Origin of the sequence: Cohnella endophytica, assembly GCF_003628305.1 — a bacterium.
Lineage (GTDB): Bacteria > Bacillota > Bacilli > Paenibacillales > Paenibacillaceae > Cohnella > Cohnella endophytica.
Genome location: NZ_RBZM01000008.1, coordinates 447,513 through 471,522, shown reverse-complemented (window position 1 = coordinate 471,522; position 24,010 = coordinate 447,513). Strand labels below are relative to the sequence as shown.

Genomic DNA, 24,010 nt, shown 5'->3' with positions numbered 1-24,010 from the left:
GGCGTTTTGTTATGTATACGGTTTGTCGCAATGTACTCAGGTTTCACCTGACTACACACACATCATCGACGACTCGACATCCTGCAATCAGGTTTCACCTGACTACACACGCATCATCGACGACTCGACATCCTGCAATCAGGTTTCACCTGACTACACACGCATCATCGACGACTCGGCATCCTGCAATCAGGTTTCACCTGACTACACACGCATCATCGACGACTCGGCATCCTGCAATCAGGTTTCACCTGACTAAAGCCACAAATCAGCCCATTCCCGACGGCTGCGGTTGCTTCTTATCGCGTTTACTTAAGTTTTATCAATCTTCCTAGCTGTACAAGTTTCCGTTCGCCAGCTTCTTTAATTGGCGAATATCCTTCACGAACAACGAGCCCCTCGTACGCTCCACTAAACCAGCGGCCGCGAACTGCGAGACGACCCGGTTCAAGTGCCTGTAGCTCGTGCCTAGCAGCTCCGCGATCTCGGTCAGTTTGGCCGCCTTGATCTCCTCTATTCGCGCTTGTTCGTTCTCGTCCTCGGAAATCGACACGAGATAGCTTGCGAACCTTGTCTCGACCGGATAGAGCAAATTCAAGCTGGAGGCGTTAGCGAACGTATGCAACTTATACGCCAATTGCTGAATGATGAAACGTAGGAAAGCCGGATCTTGATACGCGGTGTCCACGAAAGCCTGCCGCTGAATGACGATGAACAGAGTGTCGTCCACCGACTCTACCGTATTGCTAGCAGCGTGATCGTTCAGCATCTCCAGATCGCCGATCGTGCTTAAAGAAGAATTGAATCGAATCAATATCGATTTACCGTTAGGCAGCATCCGAAAAATCTTGATTTTCCCCTTCACGAGCAAAAATAGATGGTCGATCCGTTCGTCCGCCGTACAGATAATCTCTCCCTTATCGAACGCCGCCAGTTCCATCGCCGCTTCCGTCTTCTCGTCGAATATGCCGCTTAACCGATGCGCGTCCAACACGCTCCGGAGCATATCCCGGTCATGGATTTTCCTCAAATAACTTCCTCCAATGGAACGAATATGCGCGCCCGCTTGATCTTGCTCTCATTGTATAGGCATTATTCCCCTCGCAAAAGGACATATGTCCCAATCCGCGCAAAAAACTTTCGTATTTTCGTTTCTCCTGAGCCGATCGGGCGCTTCGCGGATTCCACCGCGAGAAAAGAGGCTATCCATAACTCGCATGGAGAGCCTCTTCGTTCAACCTACCGCTTATTCGAATACCTTCGTATTTTCCGTGCCGACGTCATACGAGGTTCCCCAATTGGACACTAACCACTGACCGTCAACGTATTGCAATTCATACTGCGTATAATTGGTGCGGGGGTTCGGGACCGGCTCTTGTTGGTCGCTATCGTAATAGAAGATTTCGCTGTAATCGACCTGTACTTTAACCGTAACCGTATAGATCCCTTCTTTATACGAATTCACGTCAAAGCCGTCCAGATCGAACGTCATCTTATTCAGATTACCCTTATAGCTTTCTTCGCTGTCTATCATATTCGCGAAATAATCGGCGAAATCTTTAACGCGATCCGGATGAACGTGCTTTAATACGCCGGCGTCACGTGCTTGGAAAGCCTCCATCCAACTAGCCACGAATTCGTGCGTCGAGTTCATGAGCTCGTCCTTTACCGCATCGTTTAAGCCGGTAAGGTCAAATTCAAGCCGATCGGAATCGATCGATAGCTCTTCGCTTTGCATCTTGCCCCAAGGATAATCCGCTTCCACGTACATCTTATTAGTACCGTCGATCGCGATCGGACCGATCTGCTGTCCGGCTCCGATGTTCAAGCCAATATCTTTGCCGTTAATGACGATACGGGCATCGCCGTTGTTCGCGTAGACGTTAACGTAATCTCCCTGAAGTTGCAGATCGACTCCGTCATAATCCCCCGTCAGCGGGAACAAGGCAACCTTACTCTTGCTTTCGAGCGTCGTGTACTCCCCTTCGTATACGGACTTGATCTCGTAATCTCCCGGAAGCAACGGGCCGATTTCGATTACGGAGCCGTCGCCGCTGGCGGTGGCCGACTCTTTACCGTTGACGATGATCTTCGCGCCCTCGAAGTTCGTCCGTACCGGAAGCATATATCGCTTAACCTTCAGCTCATAATCGTTGTAGAGCAACCAGCGCTTCTTGTCCTTCTTGCGCAAGTATACGAACGCCGCGTCATTGTCGTTCTCGAACGATGTCGCATCGCCGTTCTTCAGCAGCTCCGCTTCCGAGGCGAGCTGCTTCTTGACCCTGTCGAACGATTCGCGGTTGGAGCCCAAGTACTGGACGATGCCGTCCGCGGTGTTCCGATCAAGCTTGACATCTTCGTTAGAGGAAGCAAGCAGCGAGAGTAGCTTATCCGGATTGCCTTGGGAGACGGCCTTGTCGAAGCGATCGAGAATCCGCTGCTCGTCGGTGAAATACTTACCCAGGAAATATGCGGATATTAACAGCGCCACGACAACGATTCCGCTGCCGATCACGATTTTGGCTTTCTTTGAAAGCTGCTTGATTAGACTTACAGCCTGTACATTCGGTTTAGCCAGCAGCTGCTCGTATTCCTGGAAATCGAGAGTCCGTTCAACCGAAGCCGCCGTCGCGTCAACCGGCGTGCCGCACTCCGGACAGAAGGCATACTCGCTCTCCATTCGGGTGCCGCATTCTTTGCAAAAGCGCGTCGTTGTAATTTCATTCACCTCATGACAATGGAAAGCTGGTCTACCGGATTAGAAATTAAGAGGGCTGTCCAGACCTCTGAACAATGTGTGAGCAAGATCCGCTCCCAAGAGGGCAATCAGAATGGCGCATGCAATATAAGTGAGAATGACGCCATAGAAAGCATCGAGACCGCTCGTCTGATCTCTCTTAAAGCTGTAAATGACGAAACAGACCGCCACGAACCAAGAGAACAGCCCGATTCCGATGAGCAGGCCCATGATGACGGACCCGCTGCTTATTAGAGAGAACAACAGAGCTACGGCGAAGGAGGCTACCGACGGGATCATGAAGCTACCGAAACGCGCCGTTACCTCACGATAACTTAAGTTGACGTTCCCAAGCTTAAGCACCAGGAACATCACCGAGTTTACGAGCAATACAATAATGATTAGGAAGAAGAAGGGCTTGATAACGACGCCGCTGAACGATACGGAATCCGCAAATCCGAATCCGCCGAAATCAAATCTTCTAAAAGTCGCGCGAGCTTTTATGTATGCGATCAACGGTAACACCAACGAGAACAGAATTAACGTGATCAGACCGTTGACCATATCCGCATCCGTAGAATTTTGCCCTTTGCGGACGGGGCTCTTCAATACTTCGAGGAAATAATCGAGATATTGCTTGCCGACCTGTTTCGCCTGCTGGAGCTGCGGATTAGGGTGCGCATGCGCCACCGGCTTCTGAAGATTGGGACGAGATTGCTGGTATGACGTTTGTTGCGGCTGTGGTTGCGGTTGTGCTGCAGGCAACGGTTGAACGGGAGGCTGGAAACCGATGTTCGCGCCTTCCGATGTCGCCGCCGCTTGCAGATTGGCACCGCATTTTACGCAAAATTTCGCCGATTGATTGATTTGACCGCATTGAGTGCATTGCACGGGATATTCATCCTCCACATAATTCATAAATTATAGGAATTATTTCCTAATTAATCATTAGTATTATAGTAGGAATTACTAGCCCCGTCCATCCCTATTCCCCTAAAATATTCCTAAAAGAAGAAGCTTACCCGCGCCAATTCACGGATAAGCTTCTTGTATTTTCAGTCTCTCCTCGAACTCCCAGCTACTGAAATGATCCTCCCAGATGATGTGGTACAAGTTCCCTTGGATCTCGACGATGGTGCCTTTCGTGCCGTCCTGCAAGTACACGACCTGATCGCCAACCTTCATCCTGCCCCTCACCCCCGTCAACCGAGTCGAAAGACGATGCCATGCCCGCCCTTGGGGTATACCCATTTGATATTCTGGTGCGGACAGCCGATCCGACAGCTTCCGCATTCATGGCAGCCTTCGTAACCGACGTGCATGCGGATATCCTCCCATTTGTACACTTCCGCCGGGCAGAAAATCGTGCAAATTTTGTCCGGGCAGCTCGTCATGCACACCTCGGTATCCATGACGTGCAGATGCGATTGCGTGTCGGCGTTGAATCGGAGCAAATATTGCTTCTCCTCGATGCTGGCCGATTTCGAAGCTGCGGCAGGCTGCGGCTCGCTCATCACTTCATCACCTTCCATGCCCGGATCAGGTCTCGGGCAATCTTGAACTTCTTCTTGGCCGGCCCTAACTCCCGCCAAATTTTTTTCTGCTTCTCCCGTTTGGATGCCCCGTCGACCGTCAGCATCTGACTTGCCGCCTTGTTCATCATCGGAATGTACTGGTCGAAGTATTGCGGGAATTTGTCGAAGTGGTGGGTCGCGTCCTTGTACTTCTTCAAGTCCTGGCCGACGAAGCTGCCCATGAGCTTCTGCCTGTACTCGATTAGCGATGCCTCGGAGAAATCTCCCCGCTCCCTCGCCGCCACGATCGTCTCCGCGGCCAGCCTGCCGGAGGTCATCGCCATGTTGGAGCCTTCGCGATGGATGGCGTTGACGAGCTGCGCCGCGTCTCCTACGACGACTACGCCCGCCGCGACTACCTTCGGCATGGAGCGGTAACCGCCTTCCGGAATCAGATGCGCTAAGTACTCCTGCGGTTCCGCTCCTTGAATGTAGGGGCGGATCATTGGATGCGTTTTCACGTACTCCATTAATTCATATGGCTTTATCTTATGCTTAATGAGTCCGGAAAGTAACGTTCCTACTCCGATGCTCAAAGTATCTTTGTTCGTGTACAGAAATCCGGTTCCGAGAATGCCCTTGGTCGCGTCGCCGAACAGCTCGATCGTGCAGCCCTGGCCTTCCTCCATGTTAAAACGATCTTCGATGATCTTCTTGTCGAGCTTCAGAATTTCCATCGTCGCGAGCGCCACTTCGTCCGGCCTGAACTCCTTGTGGAAGCCGAGCGACTTGGCGAGCAAGGAGTTGACTCCGTCCGCGAGCACGACGACGTCCGCCCTCAGCTCCCCGTCCGGACGGTCCGTTCGCACCCCGACGACTTTACCGTTCTCCACGATGCATTCTAGCACGACCGTTTCATTCAGTAGCAAGGCTCCCTTCTCGACGGCTTTGGACGCGAACCATTGGTCGAACTTCGCCCGAAGCACCGTGAAGTTATTGAACGGCTCCTCCGCCCACTCCATACCCTTGTACGAGAAAGTAACCGCAGACGCCTTATCCATCATCATGAACCTTTGCTCCACGATCGGACGTTCGAGCGGCGCTTCCTTGTGGAAATCGGGTATGATTTCCTCCATCATTTTGCGATAGAGCACCCCGCCCATGACGTTCTTGGAGCCGGGATATTCTCCCCTCTCGATGAGCAGCACGTTTACGTTTGCCTTCGCTAGCTCGTAAGCGCACGCGATTCCCGCGGGACCCGCGCCGACGACTATGACGTCAAACTTTTCCGGCATCGGCCTCTTCCTTTCTTCCGAGCGCGATTTGGAATGCTTCCGTAAGCATGGGCACGATCGTCAACGCGTCCCCTACGATGCCGTAATGCGAGGATTGAAAGATCGGCGCTGCCGGGTCCTTGTTGATGGCGATAATGAGACCCGAGTTCTGCATGCCGACGATGTGCTGTATGGCCCCGGATATCCCGATGGCAAAATAGATTTTCGGAGTCACCGTGACGCCCGTCTGCCCGACCTGGTGATGATGCCCGATCCATCCCGCTTCCACGACGTCCCTGCTCGCTCCGACCGCCGCGCCCAGCGTATCCGCCAGCCGCTGGATCGTCTGAAAACCCGCGGGGCCGCCTAACCCTTTGCCTCCCGCGACGATAATGTCCGCTTCGTCGATCCGCACGCGTTGCGTCGTCGAACGGACAATCTCCAGCACCTTGGTCCGAATATCCGCCTCCGTAATAGGAATGCTTTCCTCGATGAGCTCGCCTTTGGCGTCTCTGTCGCGGATGAGCGCTTTCATCACTTTCGGCCTGACGGTCGCCATCTGCGGGCGATATTTCTTGCACAGAATCGTCGCCATGATGTTGCCGCCGAATGCCGGTCTGCTTGCCAGCAGCAGCCCCGTGTCCTCTTCGACGTCGAGCTGCGTCGTATCCGCGGTCAAGCCCGTCGGCAAATCGGTCGCCACCGCGCTCGCCAGATCTTTGCCCGTCGACGTCGCTCCGTAGAGCAGAATTTCCGGCTTATGCTTCTCCACGCAGGCCAACATCGCCTTCATGAACGTCTCGGTCCGGTAGAACCGATAGATCGGATCATCGAACACATAGACCTTGTCCGCGCCGTATTCGAACGCCGTTCGGGCCAGCAAACGAACGTTATCGCCGATAAGTACGCCGGCGAGCTCCGTTTTCCTCTTCTCGGCCAGTAGCTTACCTGCGCCTAGCAGTTCGAGAGAGACTTGCGCGACCTCGCCGTCCTTCTCTTCGAGGAACACCCAGATGCCGCGATAATCGTCGAAGTTCATGCGTCTGCACCCCCAACCTTGGCTCTGGCTTGCGTTCTTCCCTCGGCGATCGGGTCGAATAGCTCTTTGCGGGCAAGCACGATATCGAGCAGTTGCCGAATTTGCTCCTCCGCATCGCCTTCGAGACGCTGTCCGCCTTGCGGCTTCTGCGGCGCCCACACCGAACTGACGATCGTCGGCGAACCCTTCAGCCCGAGCTGCGTTTTGTCGATTTCTCCGAGATCGGCAACCGACCAAATATTCGGCTGATACCGCGCGGCTCTGAGCATGTTCGGCAACGTGGAATAAGGAACCTCGTTGATGTCCTTCTCCACCGAGAACAAGCAGGGGAGCGAGGAGCGAATGACCTCGTAACCGTCCTCCAGCTTCCGGTGCACGATCGCATATCCTTTCTCGCGATCGATTTCGACCACCTTATTCACCGAAGTGAGCGGAGGCATATCCAGCCTTCGGGCGATTCCCGGACCGACTTGGCCGGTGTCTCCGTCGATCGTCATTTTGCCGCAGATGATCAGATCGATCGGACGAATGTTCGCGATTTTCTCGAGCGCCTTCGTCAACGCATAGCTCGTCGCCAGCGTATCCGCCCCGGCAAAAGCCCGGTCCGTAATCATGTACCCTTCGTCGGCTCCGATCTCAATGCATTTTCGAATGGCTTTCACGGCAGGCGGCGGCCCCATCGTTAATACCGAGACGACTCCTCCGTATCTGGCACGCAACCTTACCGCTTCTTCAACCGCATGGGAATCGTACGGATTCAGAATGGCCGGCGCGCTGGAGCGGTCCATTGTGTTCGTCTTAGGATTCATCTTGATGATTTTCGTATCCGGCACCTGCTTAATGCAGGCGACGATATGCAGCATGCACCTCACCCTTTCCGAGCTATTCGGATATCCGGCTCTACCTTTCAACTTATCTATATTAGGCGAGCGGCGAGATGATGACAGGGTTTGTCCTGAGATTTGCAACTAGACGGCGGTATGAACCGTTATAGGGATAGGAAATATACGGATAAAAAGAGGTTGGGCAAAATGAGAAATCGGAGCTCGCGAAATACGTGGATGGTTTTGTTGCTAGTTTTGTCGCTTTGCGCAGGGTGCGCTTCCCAGCAGGCCTCGCAGGCTGACGTCTCGCCTTCCGAGCCCTTGGAATCCTTGAGCGCTCCTACCGATGAGCCCTCTATCGAGCCGCCGTCTCCGGAGCCATCCGGGACGGAATCGGGTATGCCGGCAGAAGCGACCGGACAGCTGGCAAATTACAACCGCGCGGAAGGTTATGGGCAATACGGCACGTTAGCTCTTGTTCCCGAGGAAGGGGAGATGGCCTCGACGCTCGATGCGCCATCCTGTTACGGCAATGAAGGGGACAACGCCTTCAGCGGCGTTTACCATGTCATTTACCGGAATAAGGAGGGGGATTCGGCGCAAGACTTAGGCGTGATCGGAGATGAAATCCGCTCGCCTGCCCAATCTTCAGAAATCTTGGCCATCCCGCATTTGCTCGTTGATGGCGTGGATATTTATTACTTCCATTTGCTGACCAACACTTGCTACGGATCGGACTATTTTTTCTATGGGGTAAATAGCGACGGGAAAGCCTTCCCGGTTTCGTTCGCGATGGATAAGAAAGACGAGCTCTACGAACATTTCACCCTATATCTCGACCGCAAGCCCCTATTAAACGAGAACGGCACGGTGACGATAGAAAGCTACGGAGACGAAGGTTCTATGCCTCCGGAACACTTACGTTACGTCTTCCGACTAAAGGACGATAAGTTTATCCTGATTAGTCGGCTTCCCGCCGCGGCCAAGGATTGACTTTAGTTCATATCTACCCAACGTTTTTCGAACTTCATGTATTTCCATATCCCGTAGGAGACAGCCCACGAAACGACGAATAGCGCGAACAAAATATAACCCAGACTGCCGAAATCCAGCTCTTGAAGCCATCCCCAGAATCCGTTCGTTAATCCGAGCTTCGGCATAAGCACTTGGGCAAGCTCAACCAAACCAATGACCAGCGCCGCGATAATAGATACGCCCGTGACGCTCATATTATAATAAATTTTGCGCAGCGGCGTTCGAAAAGCCCACTTGTATGCGGTGGTCATAAAGATTCCGTCCGCCGTGTCCAGCAAGCTCATTCCCGCAGCGAACAAGAGCGGAAGAGCTATAATCCCCGTCAAAGGAATCACGCTTTGTACAGCCCCTGCCGAGATCGCAAGTAACGCGACTTCGCTCGCCGTATCAAATCCAAGACCGAACAAAAACCCGATCGGATATACATGCCAGCTCTTGTTGACGAATTTGAATAAAGGATTCAGAAAACGCGCGATGAGTCCCCTCGATTGAAGCAGCTCTTCCAGCTTATTCTCGTCGTAATGATCATGTCGCATTTTCCGAAACACTTGATAGATGCTTATGAACACGAACAGATTGAATACGCCCATGAGAACAAGAAAAACGCCGGATACCGAAGTCCCGATGATGCCCCCGATGTCTGCCAACTGCGGCATTCTGTTCTCGGCCCATTTTGCCGCCAGTGCAGTGATAATGGCCATACAGAATACCACTGTAGAATGTCCTAACGAGAAATAGAAACCGACCCCGATCGGATTTTCCTTCTGCTGAACCAACTTACGCACCGTGTTGTCGATAGCCGCAATGTGATCGGCATCGAAGGCGTGCCGTAAACCTAGCGTATAAGCGAGTATACCGAATCCCAATAATGCCGGGTGCTGCGGCAGCGATTTCAACAACAGAGCGATACCTACAATATGTAGAATGATAACCCCTGCGGCATACCCTTTCCAACGTACTTGCTTCATCTCTTCGTTCTCTCCCATTCCAGCGCCCCCGTGACCTAGGCGCAACCAATATCTTTCAATCATATAAAGGCAGACTATGAATTAGAGCATCAATTGACGTGTATACATGTATACACGTATACTTAAAAAGTGAGTACAGCATAACACATCGAGGTGAAAAATGAAATGCGTTTAAGTCAATCGGCGCCCGGCTTCAGAAATTTGGGAGCGCAAGCTTATGAGACGTTGCGAGAAGCCATCATTACATTACAGCTTGAACCGGGCCAAACCGTTATGGAAACCGAGTTGGCCGATTCACTTCACATTAGCCGCACTCCGATTCGTGATGCATTCCATTTGCTTATATCGGAGCAGCTCATAGAGGTTCTCCCCCAACGAACGAAGAAAATCGCTTGTATATCCGAATTGAAGGTGAAGGAAAGCAGCTTTGTCCGTTTAAGTCTGGAGACTAGCGCGTTCAAGCTTGTAGCCAAGCAGTGGGACACCTTAGATCATCGATACATTAAAGCGGACAAGGAAATTAATAACCTATTGCGCGAGCAGAGCGAAGCTGCAGCGGAGCAAGATATCGTTCAGTTTCTCCGGTTGGATGAAGTTTTTCACGAACGCGTACTGCAATTGGCAGGCAATGAGACATTGCTTGAAGTCGTGTATCACATGCGGGGCCATCTTAATCGGCTGCGATTTTTGGCCATGAAAGAGTTGGTTTTGACTAAGAGTCTTGTTCAGGAGCACTTCGAGTTGTTCGACTGCTTGAAAAACCGGGATGAAGCGGGCGTGTTGCAATTATTGGAACGTCACCTTGGGAAACTGAACTCGGAAATACCGCCGCTGCGAGAGAAGTTCCCTCATTATTTTATTGACTAAATCTCATCCGGCAGCATTTCGCGGCTTGAACCAGAAGCCTGCCAGCGCGAACAGGAAGAAGACCGAGCCCAGGAACAAGAAGAGACTGTGGCTCGATAGGTATCGGATGCCGTATCCCCCAAGCGTCGGTCCAATAATGCTTCCGATGCTAAAGTGAATAGAAGCGATCACGCTCGCCGCCGGAAGGATCGCCTTGGGTAGAATGTCCGCCGCATAGGCCAAGCCCAAGGAGTAAAAGGACCCCACCAACCCTCCGGTCAGCGCGAACAAAATAAGCAAGGTAAATAGCCGATCCCCCGCGAAAGGAATCGCTACGAACAGCAGCGAACCCACGAACCCGCACCCCATCAGAATCGGCTTCCGGCCAATCCTGTCGCTCCATATGCCCAAGGGCAGCTGTAAGACGAGACTCCCAATCCCGAAAGCCAAAAGCAAGAGGGATATCCATTCCGTGCCGAATCCCATCCGAACGCCGTAAAGAGGAAAGCTGCTATTCATCGATGATTCCATCAATCCGTACAGCAAGCCTGGAATCAAGACGAACCATGCGAGACGATACGTTCTCACGAATCGATTTTCTCCGGACTCCCTCTTGCGGGCGCGCTCCGGATATTCGTTCGGCATTTTCAGGACAAGCAACATTACGATTGCGAAAAAGAGGCTAGTCGCTACGAATGGAACCCATTCGCCCAGCGGCAGCAGGTTCATCCCTAGCGGTCCTATGCTGAAACCCGCGCCATAAGCCATGCCGTATAAGGAAAGATACCTTCCCCTGCGATCCGCCGGACTCGAACTGACGATCCATAGCTGGGTCGCGTAATGAAGCGAACTATCTCCGACGCCCACGATTAAACGCAATACAAACCATAGGACCAGCGAATGGCCGATCGGAAACAGAAGATTCGCGAGGGTAACCAGCAATATGCCGGCCATAATGACCCTCTTGTATCCGAACCGCAACACCGGCTTCTCCACGAAGAACATCGTACAGAATACGCCGATATAAAGCGCAGCAGAGTTCATGCCGTTCATGTCCGACGAAATGCCGGAGCGTTCTAACAAGATAGACAGCAAGGGCAGTAAAAGCCCTTGGCTCATACCGGCAACCACGACGACAAGAAGCAAGGAAATTAATCGATAACTCGATAACCCCGCCGGTACCCGATCCGAAATCATTCAATCATCCGTTCCTAGTAGTCTGTCGCTTGCCCATGAAACAACGAAAACCCCAGGGAACGCAAGCTCCCCGGGGGTCTAATCTTAATCGAATTAACCGAATATCGCATGGATGACCGGTTTCGTATGTCCGCCCGGATAGCACAGATAGAGCAGTACGTACACCGTTACGCCGGTAATGACGGTTGCGAACCAGATGAGCGCCGTCGTTTTGCCCCATTTTCGGTGCTTGGCGAACTTCTTGCGGTACGCAAGCGTTAACGTCGTGATCCCGAATACCGCCGCGACCGTCGCGAGGACAATATGGAACAGAAGGAAGATCAGATAGAGTATCTTTAAGCTTTCCGGTCCGTTAAACATCGTATTGCCAATGAAGATCGTGCGAGAAACGTAGATAATGAAAAATAGCGAAGCGGCAATCGCGGCTGCTACCATGACCTTCTCATGCGCTTCCCGTTTCTTCTTAATAATGAGCGACCATCCGATCGCGACCAGAATTCCGCTAATGAGAATAAAGCTCGTGCTGATTAACGGAAAAATATCATACCACGACATGTCCATTTCACCCGTTCTATCGTCATAACTGCTAGTAGACTGCTTTTATTCCATTGTAACTGTCCGATTCGTTTTGTTCAAACGTTTCGGCTTACCGTCACAGATTGTTCAATCTGCGAGCGGCTATCGGATCGGTCACGTTGTCGTCTTCCTTCGCGCGCTCTCTGCGGTACCATTGCATGAACACCGCATACAGAGCCGCGGCATTCACGAATTCCTGCAGCAGCTTCATAACGATTCCGCCCAATTGCTGATCGTCTTTGCCGCTCATCAGATTAAAGAAAGACGGTCCATGGAACTTGCTTAGCAAGGCAGCAGGATCTCCGCTCACGCAATAACCCATCGCCTTTACCCATACTTGGGGATCATTATACACGGCGAACAACGGCTCCGACGCGAATATGATCATGGCGCAGGCGGGCGTAAGCAGAAGGCCGCTCATGAATACGTAACCGAGAGTCAGTAGATTCGACATGCGCTTCCACTCGGGAATCGGACAATACACATGCCACCACATCATCATCGCCGATACGAACAGCAAAATGTAATAAAATCTGTGCATCGCTAAATGCGTCATGATCCAATCGTGGTTATCCGGCATGTGGTAGAACGAGAACAGCAGCGTGAACGCTCCCAAGCTGATAATCGGGTTCATAATAAGCCGGAATACGCCTAATCTCCAGAAATTCGCGCTGAACGCTTTGCGCCATAACCAGTCCGGAATTCCATAGATCAATAGCGGCGGCACGAGAATATAAGACAACGCCATATTCGTCATATGGAACGTAAACATCAGATGCCCGAGCAGGTTAAGCGGACCGCCTTGCGTTAAATACAATACGGCAATCGAGAATACGAATGCCAATTGACGCGATACCGAGACGGGTTCGTTGCCCGCGAACCGATGTCTCCACGGTCCGATCACGAATGTATATAGAACGACGATCGCCATCATAAAGACGAGGAACATCGGGCTCCACAAGTCGCGAAACGAAAAATACTCCAAACCCCACATTGTACGCCAACCCCCTTTCCTTGCTTGCTTAATTGGTTCCGTAACTTAATCTTCCCCGTTACTAAAAAAAGAGAGGTCGGATTGTGGCCCGCCTCTCTGCAGTTCAATCAAGTATGACTTACCACCAAACCCAGTACAACGCCATGATCACCATGGTGAATACGACGAACACTCCCGCAAGAATCCCGATGATCGGGAACAGATGTCCGCGATCTTTCATGTGCATCCAGAATGCCATCTGAATGAACACTTGAACGACCGCCATGCCCACGAGAATAATGTACGTAAAGGTCGGGTTAATATCGCCCGCGGATACGGCCGCAAACGCGATGATCGTTAACGCTAACGATAAAATAAAACCAACGATGTGCTTCTGCGGTCCTTCGACTTTATGCCGTTTCGGCGCCTCTCCGGAAACCGTATGGTCATGGTTGCTCGACAAGTTAACCAGCCACCTTTCCCATCAAGTAAACAACGGTGAAGATGAATACCCATACAACGTCGATAAAGTGCCAGTAAATGGCGGAGATATAGATTTTCGGCGCCGTTACTACGGTCAGGCCTTTTTTGAAAATCTGACCGATAACGAGCGAGATCCACAACACCCCGAACGCGACGTGGGCTCCGTGGAAACCGACGAGCGTATAGAACGAAGAACTGAATGCGCTTGTCGTGAACCCATGACCTTCGTCCAAGTAGTGACTGAACTCGTAAATCTCGAGACCGAGGAACGCGAGGCCCAATACGATGGTTACGACTAACCAACCGATCATCGCGTTTTTCTTGTGTTGGTGCAAGGATTGAACCGCGAATACGCTCGTTAAGCTTGAAGTAAGCAAGATCATCGTCGCGGCGAATACCATCGGAAGCTCGAAGAGCTCGCTGGCTTTAGGACCGTCTCCGATATTGTGGCGAAGAGCCAGGAATGCGGAGAATAAAGTTCCGAACAATACGGTCTCGGCGCCAAGGAAGATCCAGAAGCCGAGAATCTTATTGCGGGCTTCAAGGGTAGCTTTCTCGGGCTCGTGCGGTAATTGTCCATCTACGTGTTCGTGTGCGCTCATGCATGTACCTCCTGATCTTCCGGTTCGATATGGAAACCGTGATCGTCAAACACAGAACGGACGATCATGCAGCCGAACGTAATCAAGAGACCGACGCCGCCGACGATAAGGTGATCGTACATGAAACCAAAACCTGCGATGAACAATCCGATACTCATGATCAATGGCAGAATCGACGGGGACGGCATGTGGATCGAACCGATCGGTTCCGCAGGCGTCATAGCCGTCTTTCCTTCCATCTTTTCCTTCCACCATGCATCGTAACCGCGTACGAGAGGCAACTGTTGGAAGTTGTATTCCGGTGGCGGCGATGGAATCGACCACTCCAATGAACGGCCGTCTTCCCAAGCGTCTGCTGCAGCGTTACGTGGTTTGGACCATGTGATGAAGATGTTAAGCAAGAACGCGATCGTACCGATACCCATCAAGAAGGCGCCGACCGTACTGATCAAGTTCATGTTATTGAAGCCTTGGCCGTCCAGATAAGTATAGACCCGGCGCGGCATGCCCAGCAAACCAAGGAAATGCTGGATCAAGAACGTCATGTGGAAACCGATGAAGAACGTCCAGAACGTAATTTTCCCGATTGTCTCGTTCAACATACGACCGAACATTTTCGGCCACCAGTAGTGCAATCCGGCGAAAATACCGAAGATCAATCCGCCTACGATGACGTAGTGGAAGTGAGCGACTACGAAGTAACTATCGTGATACTGGAAGTCCGCGGGTGCGGAAGCCAGCATAACGCCGGTAACGCCGCCCATTACGAATGTCGGGATAAATCCGATCGCGAACAGGTTTGCCGTCGTGAATCGAATCGATCCTCCCCAGAGGGTAAATAGCCAGTTAAAGATTTTAACCCCCGTCGGCACCGCGATCAACATCGTCGCGATGGAGAACAACCCGTTCGCTACAGGTCCAAGACCCGTCGTGAACATGTGGTGAGCCCATACCATGAAGCCTAGGAAGGCGATCAATACGGTAGCGAACACCATGGAGCTGTAACCGAACAGACGCTTACGGGAGAACGTACTGACGACCTCGGAGATAACCCCGAACGCCGGTACGATCAGAATGTATACCTCGGGGTGACCGAACACCCAGAAGATGTGCTCCCAGAGTACCTCGCTGCCTCCGTTGCCTATCTCGAAGAAATTCGCATGGAATAGCCTATCGAACATGAGCGCGACCAGACCTACCGTAAGGACAGGGAACGCGAACACGATCAGAGCGGAAGTGATGAAGATCGCCCATGTGAACATCGGCAGTCTCATGAAGCTAAGACCAGGCGCCCGCATGTTGATAATCGTCGCCATGAAGTTAATACCGCCGAGCAATGTACCGATACCGGCGATCTGCAAGCCAATGACGTAATAATCGACGCCATGGTTCGAGTTATAATTCGGCCCCGCCAGCGGAACGTAGGACGTCCATCCGGCGTCCGGAACCGTACCCGCGAACCAGCTCAGGTTCAACAGCACGCCTCCGAAGAAAAATGTCCAGAACCCTAACGAGTTCAAGAACGGGAACGCTACGTCGCGAGCTCCGATCTGAAGCGGAATAACCGCATTCATGAGCGCGAACAGCAATGGCATCGCCGCCAAGAAAATCATGGTCGTGCCGTGCATCGTGATCAGTTCGTTGAACGTATCACCGGAAACGAAGTCGTTCATCGGCTTCATCAGCTGAATCCGAATCATGATCGCTTCCAAGCCGCCGATCAGGAAGAAGAACAGACCTGCAATCATATACAGAATACCGATCTTCTTATGGTCGACGGTCGTTAGCCAATCCATCAAGCCTTTATATCGCTTGACTGTGTGTGCATGTGCCGCATGTGCTGCCAAGGCCACGTACCCCCTTAAAATTCCAACTGATTAATAGTCAAGCTTGTATCCGGCCAAGTACTTCGCGATTGCCGAGACATCCGCATCCGTAAGACTGTTGTCTTCCGCCGAAGGCATCATCGCTCCGGATTTGTATTTCTGAGGATCGGTTACCCAGTCGTGGATATTTTTCTCCGCGCCGCCCTCTGCATCGTTATACAGAATGCCGCCGATCGTTTGACGACCGCCGACGCCGGTCAAGTTAGGTGCGCTATTGGAGCCGTTCTCACCGACTGCGTGGCAGCTCAAGCATTGCGAAGTAAATTTCTCCGCGAGATCTTTATCCGCAGGCATGACCGCAGGAGCCTTCATCGCCGTTACCCAGCGCTGGAAGGAGGCTTCGCTGACCGCTTTTGCTTTAAAATCCATTAGAGCATGGGAAGGTCCGCATAGTTCCGCGCACTTGCCCCGGAACACGCCTTCCTTAGGAAATTCCAGATACATCCTGTTCGTTACGCCAGGGTTCGTATCCATCTTACCGCCGATCGATGGGATCCAGAAGCTATGCTTCACGTCCGCGCCGACGAGTTCGAAAGAAATTTTCTTATCCGTAGGTACGATCAATTCTTGAGCGGTCGTAATACCGTAATCGGTATATTCGAACTCCCACCAATATTGGTGAGCCGTGACTTTGACTTGTACGGCGTCCTTGTCCTTGCTGTAATCCTTGGCAAGACCGAATACGTCTTTGATCGTAGGTACGCCAAGAATAAGAAGCAATACAAGCGGAATAACCGTCCAGATGATTTCAAGCGTGTGATTGCCTTCTACTTGCTTAGGAATGGATTTATCGCCCTTGCGACGACGGAAACGGATCAACACGTAGATGCAGATCGCGAATACCACAACGACGACCAAAGCCATAATTCCGATGGACAACTTCATTAAATCTAATTGTTTCTCAGCTACCGGTCCTTGCGGATTCAGAGTTGAGAGGTCTTCTCTTCCGCACCCTGACAGTAAAAGCACTAAACCTGTCAGCAGCGGAATCAGCCGCTTCATTACAGGCCACCGATTCATCATATCAACCCCAATTTGACGTTTTCATAGAAACCGGCAACCTGTTCGGCTTGCGGTTTCTATATGTACACGGATGTTGGACCAGGCAACAAACGCTCTTTAAGCACTCTCATAAATATAAAGATTGGTCTGTCGGTTTGTCAATGTTCACAGAGCAGTTCACAAATTGTTCTCAAAACTGTCAAAAACACCGTCGTTCTAAGGTTTTCATGGCTTACGACCGTTCTTGGACGGCCCTTCCCCGAAAGGGCGAAGTTAACATCCAAGGCGCTTGTCCGACAGTATTCGCTTTTTATCGCCCCCCCTTCTTTTTGCCAATTAGCCCGAGTTTTATGTGCGCCGCCCCGCGTATACTTTTCGGCCGATTGCCCATCCTATGCTCAATGCTGAAGATTAGGAGGGGTTGTCCCATGTTCGCCCGACGTTCATGCGCTCTCATCGGGGTTAGCTTTATGCTTGTTCTTCTGTCTGCCTGCAATTACAAGTCCTATTTCCAAAAAAGCCATAACGATTACGCGAGCCGCAGCGCGAACGATCCGAAAATGACGCATATCCGCTCCTACGGGTTCACGAGCGCCGATCCGAAGCAGCATGAGAACCGTTATTTCGAATACAGCTCCAAGCTTTCCAACAAGGTGGCCAGCTTACCTGGCATCAACAGCGCGCTTGTGTTCTTGACCGACAAAAATGCCTATGTCGGCATTATGACGGATTGGACGGCGACGGGAACGGAGGCAAGAGGCGGAGTCCGCACGCACGAGCAAGATAACTCGGGAACGACGGAAGGCGTCTACAACGTGAGCAACGGCAGTTCCAAATGGGACAACCGCCAAGTCGCGACGCCTTATAATTCTTTCTTTACCCATAAAGACTACACCGACCTCTCGTCCGAGCTCCGGCAAGTTATCGGCGATACGGTCCGCGGCGCTACCCCGCGCGCGCAAGAGGTGCACATATCCGCGAACCGGGAGTTTCTGAACCAAGCCATCGAATTCGCCAAGGCCGCTTGGCTCAAGAAGCCGCTAGCACCGCTCACCGACGACTTCAATACGTTAGTACAATATACATTCGGCAAGAGCGAGAAAGTTCCTTTGCCGTTATATCTCAAAGCGACGCCCAGCCCGGAGCCGAGCCGCAAACCTTGAACGGCTCGCGGCTCGTACGGATCGTTATTTCGTTAAAATAACCGGCCCTTCCGACGTAATTGCCACCGTGTGTTCGAATTGGGCGGCCCAGCCGCCCTCCAACGTGAAGACGGACCAGCCGTCTTCACCGATATAGACATCGGGAGAGCCGATCGTCAGCATCGGTTCAATCGTGATTACCATGCCCTCTTTTAATCTTCGGCCCGTTCTTGCTTTGCCTACATATGAAACTTCGGGCGGTTCGTGCATCACCCTTCCGATCCCATGCCCTCCGAACATACTCACGATGCCATGTGGCTCCTTCTCCGCCACTCTTCCCACTGCCGCGGCGATATCTCCGATCGTTCTACCCGCCTTCGTCTGAGCTATGCCTTGCATCATCGCCTCGTAGGCGGCTTTGCGCAGCCGCTTCGCTTCGTCCGAAACGGCGCCGACCGCGAACGTCCAAGCCGTATCGGCCATCCACCCGTTCAATTCCACGACGAAATCGAGCGTTACGAGCTCGCCTTGCCTTAACGGCCGATCGTCGGGCATCCCATGACACACGCAATCGTTGACCGCGGCGCAGATCGCATGAGGATATCCGTAATAACCTAGCTGCGCCGGACTCGCTCCCTTTTCCTTCATATATTGATGCGCGAATTGATTGAGTTGCATCGTCGTTACTCCCGGCTTGACCTTTCTTCCGAGTTCTCGCCTCAGTTGCCCCGCGAGCTTGCCCGCTTCGGCAATCCTAGCGATCTCCTCGAGCGTGCGGATCGGAATTTCCGTTGCCACGCCCCCACCTCCTCCTGATACATCTTTATTCCGCATGGCGGGAATCGGAACAAAAAAAACCGACAAGCGTCCGGGGAGTTCCCCTAGCTTAGTCGGTTCGAACCTGTCTCATCATGAGGCGGGCGAATTTAATTTAGTCAACTCGCGTTCAACGAGCGTCGTCAATTCATCTTCATAACCACCTGTAATTCTGTACTTGCGAATGTAATCACGAACGAACTTGCGCGGATCCTTGGGACGGAAAATTCTAGTCAGTTCTCGCAAACTTTCTTGAACCTCGTTGTGGCTGCGTTTGGCCATGCAATTCCCTCCCAGTGGAATGGATTCCGGCCCGGCGCAAATCCCGGAACGGAGGCGGTATTTCGCCACCTGGAGAACCGAGTTCAGGTTCTGCATTCAGCTTCGATGTTCCACCGCTACTTGCCGTAAAGGATAACGTTCCTGCATTTACTCATTATACCATTATTCTACTGGGGGATAAAGTAAAAAACGACAGGCATCTGTTATCGCGGGAGTTTGCCTATGATGCCGCGTACATCTTAGTCCAACACCTCGAACAGCTGCTCTTTGCCGGATAGCGAGAATCGCTCTCCCGCTCGAAGCTCGCGCCGCACGCCGGGCTGAAGCCGCTCTCCGTTGCCTAAGAATGTTCCATTGGACGAACCGTTGTCTTCGAGAATGAACAACCCGCTCTCCTCATCGTATTTCAACGTGCAATGCACCCTGCTGATCTCCCCGGCTTCGTAGGGGAACAGAACCGAGCAATGCGCGGGATCGCGTCCGAACGTTAGTCGATGATTGGCGATCCGGTAGCTGTTCCCCGCATGCTCGCCCTCCAAGCCGCGCAGGCGCGGCTCATGATCCACGGCCGGTTCCGCGTGCCCGGGGTACGATAAAATCCGCGTCACGGGAATCGTGTAATCCGTCAGCGCATGCTCCTCGTACGCGTCGTCCGGCACCGACTCCCCGTCGTTCCACTCTTCCGAAAGCGCATGTTCCTCTGCCTCGACATGAGCTCCGGCGCCGTACGAATCCGCTTCCGACTCGGGTTCCGTATCCTTGATAGTGTACGGTCCCCTTAATTCCTTGTCCTTGCCCGTCATCTGAAGGAAAGCGATGACTGCAACCACGGCTACGAATATACCGATTCCTAGCGCCGCGAATAGCGGCAACGCTCCGGCCTCCATCCTAGAGGACGCAGACTGGATGGGTCTTGCGGAGGCGGACACGGGCAACGGCAAAGCCGCCAAACCGATATACGCGCTAACCGAAACAATAAGCTTGCGAGCTTTGCGGAAGCCGATCGACCTCCGAGCTCCATGACGTTCCCTCCGCTCCCGTTTAACTTCGGTCCGTTCGGACAATGCCTTCACCTCGTCTCTGCCAATGACTGCATCTCTATTTTGTAAACGCTTTCTTATTTATTCGCAACAGAAATCTTCTCATTGGTTCATATGCCTATAGTATATCTAATATGCGAGCTCCCATCAACGAACAAGCCGTAGAATTTAGCGGAATTTAAGATTCTATGCAGGAGCGCTAGGAATAGCCGCGAAACGCGGGCGCGAAGAAGGCCGGGCTGCGAATTACCCGTCCCTCCTCATGCGTCCTCTTTGAGCTTCCTCTTCAGCACTTTACCGATGATCGTTAGCGGCAAGCTGTCCCTGAATTCATAGCGCTTGGGAACCTTAAAAGCCGCCAACCTGTCCCTGCACCACCGATCCAATTGCATTTCCGATACTTGCCAGCCTTCCTTCAGAACGATATAGGCTTTGACGGTCTCCCCCCGATAATCGTCCGGCACTCCGATCACGGAAGCTTCCTTCACGGCGGGATGCTCGAACAAAGCTTCCTCCACTTCGCGCGGATATACGTTATAACCTCCGGCGAGAATAATGTCCTTCTTCCTGTCCATGATCGAGAAAAATCCGTCGTCGTCCATCGACCCGAGATCCCCCGTCCTAAGCCATCCATCGCGCAGAACGGCATCCGTTTCTTCCGGACGGTTCCAATACCCGGCCATGACCTGCGGACCGCGAACCGCCAGCTCCCCGATTTCTCCGAGCGGCAACGGATCCAGACTATCCGGTCCGACGATTCTCGCTTCCGTGTCTGGCAAAGGAATACCGATCGTTCCGGACTTCCGGAAGCCCCATACCGGGTTGCAGTGCGTGACGGGCGACGCCTCGGTCATTCCGTACCCTTCGATTAACCGTCCTCCGGATTGCTGCTCGAATCTTTCCTGCACTTCCCGCGGAAGGGGAGCCGCCCCGCTTACGCATACGCGCACGGAACCGAAATCCCCTTCGCGCGCGAGCGGACTGTTCAACAACGCGATATACATCGTCGGCGCGCCAGGGAATACGGTTGGCTTGCGTCGCCTGATCGTCTGGAGCACCATGCGCGGATCAAAGCGGGGAACGAGGAGCATCGACCCCGCTTTAAAGATCGCCAGATTCAACAGCACCGTCAACCCGAAAACATGAAAGAGCGGCAACGCCGCCAAAAACTTTTCCTTCGCCTGCTCCAAACGGTGAAACCATGCTGAGATCTGTTTCGTATTCGCGAGCAAGTTCGCATGCGTCAGCATGACCCCTTTGGGCTGGCCCGTCGTACCGCCCGTGTATTGGAGCATCGCCAGATCCCGATCCGACTCGATTTCCTCGCAGATCGGCTCCGCCTTCCCTTGCCTCATGACGGCCGACCAACGGAGAATGCCTTCCGAAGCTTTGTATTTGATCTTGAGACCGGGATGCTCCCTGCGTCTCTTAAGGGGATAGAGCTTATTTTGCGGAAAAGGAAGCCCATCGGACAGGGAGGTAACGATGATGCGCTTGATCGATGTGCCCTCCCGGGCTTTCAACGCCCTGGGAACCAGCAAATCCAACGCGATAAGCGTCGTCGCTCCGCTGTCCGCAAGCTGGTAACGCAGCTCTCGTTCGGTATAGATCGGATTCGTCATCACGATCACGGCCCCGGCCATCAATCCCGCGTAATAGGCGATAACCGCCTGCGGGCAGTTGGGAAGCATGATCGCGAGACGTTCTCCCTTCGAGATTCCGATCTGCGACTTCAAAGCGTTCGCAAGCTTGGTGCATAACCGAAGCAGTTCCTTATAGGAATAACTTCTGCCTAGGAAATCGAGCGCCTCGCGGTTCGGATAGTCGCGGGCGGAATCAAGCAATAACCTGGCCACGTTCATCTTGGGATATTCGTAGGAGGAAGAAACCTGAAACGGATAATGCCGCAGCCAAGGACGTTCGTCCGATTGCGACCACATGCCGGGATCGTCGCTCACGCTCTTGCCTCCTTAAATTCCGACGTAGCTCTCTGCGGAGATGACGCACGCTGAGACGCGCCTGCGGATCAAGGACGCATCCGCAGGATCGAATCTAAGCAGCCTCTTCAGCACGGACAACTGAAGGCGTAGACTCTCTCCTTTCTCGAGCGACGCAAGCACGGTTCTGGACCGCCGTCCCGCCCGCTCCGCCGCATCCTCGGCGAATAAGGCCGTCATGTCTACCGCGTGCTGCAGATGAGGCGATTCCGGCGCGGATTGCGCCAGCTTGCGCGTTCTCAGCAAAGCGCTCTCCAGCGCGTATAGATCGATCATGCCGTCCGCGAGCGCGGCAACGATCTCTTGCTCCCGCTCCAGCCTTAGCCCGTGCTTCTGCACCGCAAGGCCTCCGACCATCAGGAACACCTTCTTAAGCGCGGAGAGAATCGAAGTTAAGCTCTCCGTCGGGTCTTGGCGCGCCCCGGACGGGGAACTCAGCTGCGGAGGCTTCAACAGCTCCCGTTGCAGCGCTTGCGCTCTCTCGATCAGCGGAAGCTCTCCCTTCAGCGCGCGCTTCAGCAACGTTGCGGGAATGAGTAACCGGTTTATCTCGTTCGTCCCTTCGAAAATCCGGTTAATCCGCGAATCCCGGTATAACCGTTCGATCTTGTATTCCTGAATGTAGCCGCAACCCCCATGGATTTGCACGCCTTCGTCGACGACCGAATCCATCGCTTCCGAGGCGAACACTTTATTGATCGAGCATTCCAGCGCGTATTCCGCGATCGCCTTGGCCGCGTTCAACCCTTCCTCCGGTTGCCCGGAATCGACTTGGCCTAGCGAGTGGTCGATTAATCCGGCCGTCCGATAAACCATGCTCTCGGTCACGTATGCGAGCGTATTCATATTCGCGAGCTTGGCGGCGATCAGCGGGAAGGAAGCGATCGTTTTGCCGAACTGCTTGCGCTGATTAGCGTAGGAAGCGGAAAGCTGTATCGCTTCTTTCATGCCGCCGAGGCAGCCCGCCGCAAGCTTAAATCTTCCTATATTCAAAATATTGAAGGCGATGAGATGTCCTTTGCCTACTTCTCCGAGCAACTGGTCCGAGGGAATTCGGGCATCCTCGAAGAAGAGCGGACGGGTGGACGAGCCTTTGATGCCCATCTTATGCTCCTCCGGTCCGATCGTGAAGCCGGGCGTATCGCGCTCGACGATAAAGGCGCTGAAATGGGTTCCGTCGACCTTCGCGTACACGATGAACAGGTCGGCGAAGCCGGCGTTGGTGATATATAGCTTGGAGCCGTTAAGAATATAGTGCCGACCGTCTTCCGACAAGACGGCATTCGTCCGCGCGCCGAGCGCATCCGAGCCCGAACCGGGCTCCGTTAAGCAATAGGCGGCGATGAGTTCGCCCGTTGCCAGCTTCGGCAGCCAGCGCGCCTTATGTTCCGGCGTTCCGAAGAAAACGATCGGCAACGTGCCGATGCCCGTATGCGCGCCTACGGACAATGCGAAGGAGGAAGCGGGAGCTAGCGTCTCCGCGAGCAACGTCGTCGTGGTTTTGTCCAAGCCCAGTCCTCCGTACGCTTCCGGAACGTCCGCCCCGAGCAGACCGATTTCCCCGGCTTTGCGCATGAACCTTACGGTCAGCTCGTAATCCAGCTTCTCGATATCGGCGTCCCGCGGCTTAATCTCCCGTTCGACGAACGCGCGCACCGTGTCGGCCAGCATAAGCTGCTCTTCGGTGAAATCTTCCGGCGTCACGACCTGCTCCGGCAGGGCATCGTCCACGATAAATCTGCCGCCTCCCCATACGGGATTAGCCATCGCGCGCCAC

Annotated in this window: 25 protein-coding genes; 4 read left to right on the top strand and 21 right to left on the bottom strand. The window is 53.2% G+C overall.

The window, feature by feature from the left end:
• Positions 1-259, top strand: a 259-nt coding sequence (locus D7Z26_RS27845; protein ID WP_233567068.1) for a hypothetical protein, incomplete at its 5' end; no start/stop codon positions are given.
• Positions 260-331: 72 nt separating this feature from the next.
• On the opposite strand, the gene D7Z26_RS20260 is transcribed toward D7Z26_RS27845, so the two are convergent.
• From D7Z26_RS20260 to D7Z26_RS20230, 8 genes are all read right to left on the bottom strand, one after another.
• A complete protein-coding gene (locus D7Z26_RS20260; protein ID WP_120978823.1) occupies positions 332-1,030 on the bottom strand; it encodes a Crp/Fnr family transcriptional regulator in 699 nt (232 codons plus the stop codon).
• 216 nt (positions 1,031-1,246) lie between these two features.
• Entirely contained in the window at positions 1,247-2,728 is a 1,482-nt protein-coding gene (locus D7Z26_RS20255; RefSeq protein WP_325050464.1) for a zinc ribbon domain-containing protein, read from the bottom strand.
• A gap of 30 nt (positions 2,729-2,758) precedes the next feature.
• Positions 2,759-3,628, bottom strand: a complete 870-nt coding sequence (locus D7Z26_RS20250) for a zinc ribbon domain-containing protein (protein WP_147423878.1) — start codon at positions 3,626-3,628, stop codon at positions 2,759-2,761.
• 141 nt (positions 3,629-3,769) lie between these two features.
• Positions 3,770-3,922, bottom strand: a complete 153-nt coding sequence (locus D7Z26_RS27335; RefSeq protein WP_158602385.1) for a hypothetical protein — start codon at positions 3,920-3,922, stop codon at positions 3,770-3,772.
• 17 nt (positions 3,923-3,939) lie between these two features.
• The gene (locus tag D7Z26_RS20245; RefSeq protein WP_120978820.1) at positions 3,940-4,269 is read right to left on the bottom strand and encodes a ferredoxin family protein; all 330 of its coding nucleotides are present in this window, start codon (positions 4,267-4,269) and stop codon (positions 3,940-3,942) included.
• Positions 4,251-5,546, bottom strand: a complete 1,296-nt coding sequence (locus tag D7Z26_RS20240; protein WP_120978819.1) for an FAD-dependent oxidoreductase — start codon at positions 5,544-5,546, stop codon at positions 4,251-4,253. The genes D7Z26_RS20245 and D7Z26_RS20240 overlap by 19 nt, the downstream gene beginning before the upstream one ends.
• On the bottom strand, positions 5,530-6,564 hold the full coding sequence (locus tag D7Z26_RS20235) for an electron transfer flavoprotein subunit alpha/FixB family protein (protein WP_120978818.1): 1,035 nt from the start codon (positions 6,562-6,564) through the stop codon (positions 5,530-5,532). The genes D7Z26_RS20240 and D7Z26_RS20235 overlap by 17 nt, the downstream gene beginning before the upstream one ends.
• Entirely contained in the window at positions 6,561-7,427 is an 867-nt protein-coding gene (locus D7Z26_RS20230) for an electron transfer flavoprotein subunit beta/FixA family protein (protein WP_120978817.1), read from the bottom strand. Before D7Z26_RS20230 ends, D7Z26_RS20235 begins: the two co-directional genes overlap by 4 nt.
• A gap of 168 nt (positions 7,428-7,595) precedes the next feature.
• Between D7Z26_RS20230 and D7Z26_RS20225 the strand changes: the two genes are divergently transcribed.
• Positions 7,596-8,381: a hypothetical protein gene (locus D7Z26_RS20225; protein WP_120978816.1), complete on the top strand. Its 786-nt coding sequence runs from the start codon at positions 7,596-7,598 to the stop codon at positions 8,379-8,381.
• A gap of 2 nt (positions 8,382-8,383) precedes the next feature.
• On the opposite strand, the gene D7Z26_RS20220 is transcribed toward D7Z26_RS20225, so the two are convergent.
• Positions 8,384-9,409, bottom strand: a complete 1,026-nt coding sequence (locus D7Z26_RS20220) for a HoxN/HupN/NixA family nickel/cobalt transporter (RefSeq protein ID WP_199731744.1) — start codon at positions 9,407-9,409, stop codon at positions 8,384-8,386.
• A 147-nt stretch (positions 9,410-9,556) separates the two neighbouring features.
• Between D7Z26_RS20220 and D7Z26_RS20215 the strand changes: the two genes are divergently transcribed.
• Positions 9,557-10,258: a GntR family transcriptional regulator gene (locus D7Z26_RS20215; RefSeq protein ID WP_120978815.1), complete on the top strand. Its 702-nt coding sequence runs from the start codon at positions 9,557-9,559 to the stop codon at positions 10,256-10,258.
• A 3-nt stretch (positions 10,259-10,261) separates the two neighbouring features.
• On the opposite strand, the gene D7Z26_RS20210 is transcribed toward D7Z26_RS20215, so the two are convergent.
• The 7 genes from D7Z26_RS20210 to coxB form a co-directional block, all read right to left on the bottom strand.
• Entirely contained in the window at positions 10,262-11,434 is a 1,173-nt protein-coding gene (locus D7Z26_RS20210; protein WP_120978814.1) for an MFS transporter, read from the bottom strand.
• A 93-nt stretch (positions 11,435-11,527) separates the two neighbouring features.
• The gene (locus D7Z26_RS20205) at positions 11,528-11,989 is read right to left on the bottom strand and encodes a DUF420 domain-containing protein (protein ID WP_120978813.1); all 462 of its coding nucleotides are present in this window, start codon (positions 11,987-11,989) and stop codon (positions 11,528-11,530) included.
• A gap of 97 nt (positions 11,990-12,086) precedes the next feature.
• Entirely contained in the window at positions 12,087-13,004 is a 918-nt protein-coding gene (gene ctaG, locus D7Z26_RS20200) for a cytochrome c oxidase assembly factor CtaG (RefSeq protein ID WP_120978812.1), read from the bottom strand.
• 118 nt (positions 13,005-13,122) lie between these two features.
• On the bottom strand, positions 13,123-13,446 hold the full coding sequence (locus tag D7Z26_RS20195) for a cytochrome C oxidase subunit IV family protein (protein WP_120978811.1): 324 nt from the start codon (positions 13,444-13,446) through the stop codon (positions 13,123-13,125).
• Between the two features lies 1 nt (position 13,447).
• Positions 13,448-14,068, bottom strand: coding sequence for a cytochrome (ubi)quinol oxidase subunit III (locus tag D7Z26_RS20190; RefSeq protein WP_120978810.1), 621 nt, complete (start codon positions 14,066-14,068; stop codon positions 13,448-13,450).
• Positions 14,065-15,864, bottom strand: coding sequence for a cytochrome c oxidase subunit I (ctaD, locus tag D7Z26_RS20185; protein ID WP_120978857.1), 1,800 nt, complete (start codon positions 15,862-15,864; stop codon positions 14,065-14,067). The genes D7Z26_RS20190 and ctaD overlap by 4 nt, the downstream gene beginning before the upstream one ends.
• Positions 15,865-15,945: 81 nt before the next feature.
• Entirely contained in the window at positions 15,946-16,977 is a 1,032-nt protein-coding gene (gene coxB, locus D7Z26_RS20180; RefSeq protein WP_120978809.1) for a cytochrome c oxidase subunit II, read from the bottom strand.
• Positions 16,978-17,384: 407 nt separating this feature from the next.
• Between coxB and D7Z26_RS20175 the strand changes: the two genes are divergently transcribed.
• On the top strand, positions 17,385-18,119 hold the full coding sequence (locus D7Z26_RS20175) for a YhcN/YlaJ family sporulation lipoprotein (RefSeq protein WP_120978808.1): 735 nt from the start codon (positions 17,385-17,387) through the stop codon (positions 18,117-18,119).
• 24 nt (positions 18,120-18,143) lie between these two features.
• Here D7Z26_RS20175 and map read toward each other — a convergent pair whose 3' ends face one another.
• From map to D7Z26_RS20150, 5 genes are all read right to left on the bottom strand, one after another.
• Entirely contained in the window at positions 18,144-18,896 is a 753-nt protein-coding gene (map, locus tag D7Z26_RS20170; RefSeq protein WP_233567067.1) for a type I methionyl aminopeptidase, read from the bottom strand.
• 111 nt (positions 18,897-19,007) lie between these two features.
• Positions 19,008-19,196 (bottom strand): hypothetical protein, encoded by a 189-nt coding sequence (locus tag D7Z26_RS20165; RefSeq protein ID WP_120978807.1) that lies wholly within the window; start codon positions 19,194-19,196, stop codon positions 19,008-19,010.
• Between the two features lie 239 nt (positions 19,197-19,435).
• Positions 19,436-20,260, bottom strand: a complete 825-nt coding sequence (locus D7Z26_RS20160; protein WP_120978806.1) for an FHA domain-containing protein — start codon at positions 20,258-20,260, stop codon at positions 19,436-19,438.
• A 236-nt stretch (positions 20,261-20,496) separates the two neighbouring features.
• Positions 20,497-22,176, bottom strand: coding sequence for a long-chain-fatty-acid--CoA ligase (locus tag D7Z26_RS20155; protein WP_120978855.1), 1,680 nt, complete (start codon positions 22,174-22,176; stop codon positions 20,497-20,499).
• Positions 22,177-22,206: 30 nt separating this feature from the next.
• Complete coding sequence (locus tag D7Z26_RS20150) at positions 22,207-24,000, bottom strand: acyl-CoA dehydrogenase family protein (RefSeq protein WP_120978805.1); 1,794 nt, start codon at positions 23,998-24,000, stop codon at positions 22,207-22,209.
• Positions 24,001-24,010: the final 10 nt, after the last annotated feature.

Excerpts from the sequence above, each read along its gene's own strand:
- D7Z26_RS27335 (WP_158602385.1), bottom strand. The coding sequence starts at position 3,922 with ATGAAGGTTGGCGATCAGGTCGTGTACTTGCAGGACGGCACGAAAGGC.
- D7Z26_RS20235 (WP_120978818.1), bottom strand. The coding sequence starts at position 6,564 with ATGAACTTCGACGATTATCGCGGCATCTGGGTGTTCCTCGAAGAGAAG.
- ctaD (WP_120978857.1), bottom strand. The coding sequence starts at position 15,864 with ATGGATTGGCTAACGACCGTCGACCATAAGAAGATCGGTATTCTGTAT.
- coxB (WP_120978809.1), bottom strand. The coding sequence starts at position 16,977 with ATGATGAATCGGTGGCCTGTAATGAAGCGGCTGATTCCGCTGCTGACA.
- D7Z26_RS20210 (WP_120978814.1), bottom strand. The coding sequence starts at position 11,434 with ATGATTTCGGATCGGGTACCGGCGGGGTTATCGAGTTATCGATTAATT.
- D7Z26_RS20225 (WP_120978816.1), top strand. The coding sequence starts at position 7,596 with ATGAGAAATCGGAGCTCGCGAAATACGTGGATGGTTTTGTTGCTAGTT.
- D7Z26_RS20215 (WP_120978815.1), top strand. The coding sequence starts at position 9,557 with ATGCGTTTAAGTCAATCGGCGCCCGGCTTCAGAAATTTGGGAGCGCAA.
- D7Z26_RS20175 (WP_120978808.1), top strand. The coding sequence starts at position 17,385 with ATGTTCGCCCGACGTTCATGCGCTCTCATCGGGGTTAGCTTTATGCTT.
- ctaG (WP_120978812.1), bottom strand. The coding sequence starts at position 13,004 with ATGTGGGGTTTGGAGTATTTTTCGTTTCGCGACTTGTGGAGCCCGATG.
- D7Z26_RS20155 (WP_120978855.1), bottom strand. The coding sequence starts at position 22,176 with ATGTGGTCGCAATCGGACGAACGTCCTTGGCTGCGGCATTATCCGTTT.
- D7Z26_RS20245 (WP_120978820.1), bottom strand. The coding sequence starts at position 4,269 with ATGGAAGGTGATGAAGTGATGAGCGAGCCGCAGCCTGCCGCAGCTTCG.
- D7Z26_RS20230 (WP_120978817.1), bottom strand. The coding sequence starts at position 7,427 with ATGCTGCATATCGTCGCCTGCATTAAGCAGGTGCCGGATACGAAAATC.
- D7Z26_RS20220 (WP_199731744.1), bottom strand. The coding sequence starts at position 9,409 with ATGGGAGAGAACGAAGAGATGAAGCAAGTACGTTGGAAAGGGTATGCC.
- D7Z26_RS20165 (WP_120978807.1), bottom strand. The coding sequence starts at position 19,196 with ATGGCCAAACGCAGCCACAACGAGGTTCAAGAAAGTTTGCGAGAACTG.
- D7Z26_RS20240 (WP_120978819.1), bottom strand. The coding sequence starts at position 5,546 with ATGCCGGAAAAGTTTGACGTCATAGTCGTCGGCGCGGGTCCCGCGGGA.
- D7Z26_RS20150 (WP_120978805.1), bottom strand. The coding sequence starts at position 24,000 with ATGGCTAATCCCGTATGGGGAGGCGGCAGATTTATCGTGGACGATGCC.
- D7Z26_RS20205 (WP_120978813.1), bottom strand. The coding sequence starts at position 11,989 with ATGTCGTGGTATGATATTTTTCCGTTAATCAGCACGAGCTTTATTCTC.
- D7Z26_RS20190 (WP_120978810.1), bottom strand. The coding sequence starts at position 14,068 with ATGAGCGCACACGAACACGTAGATGGACAATTACCGCACGAGCCCGAG.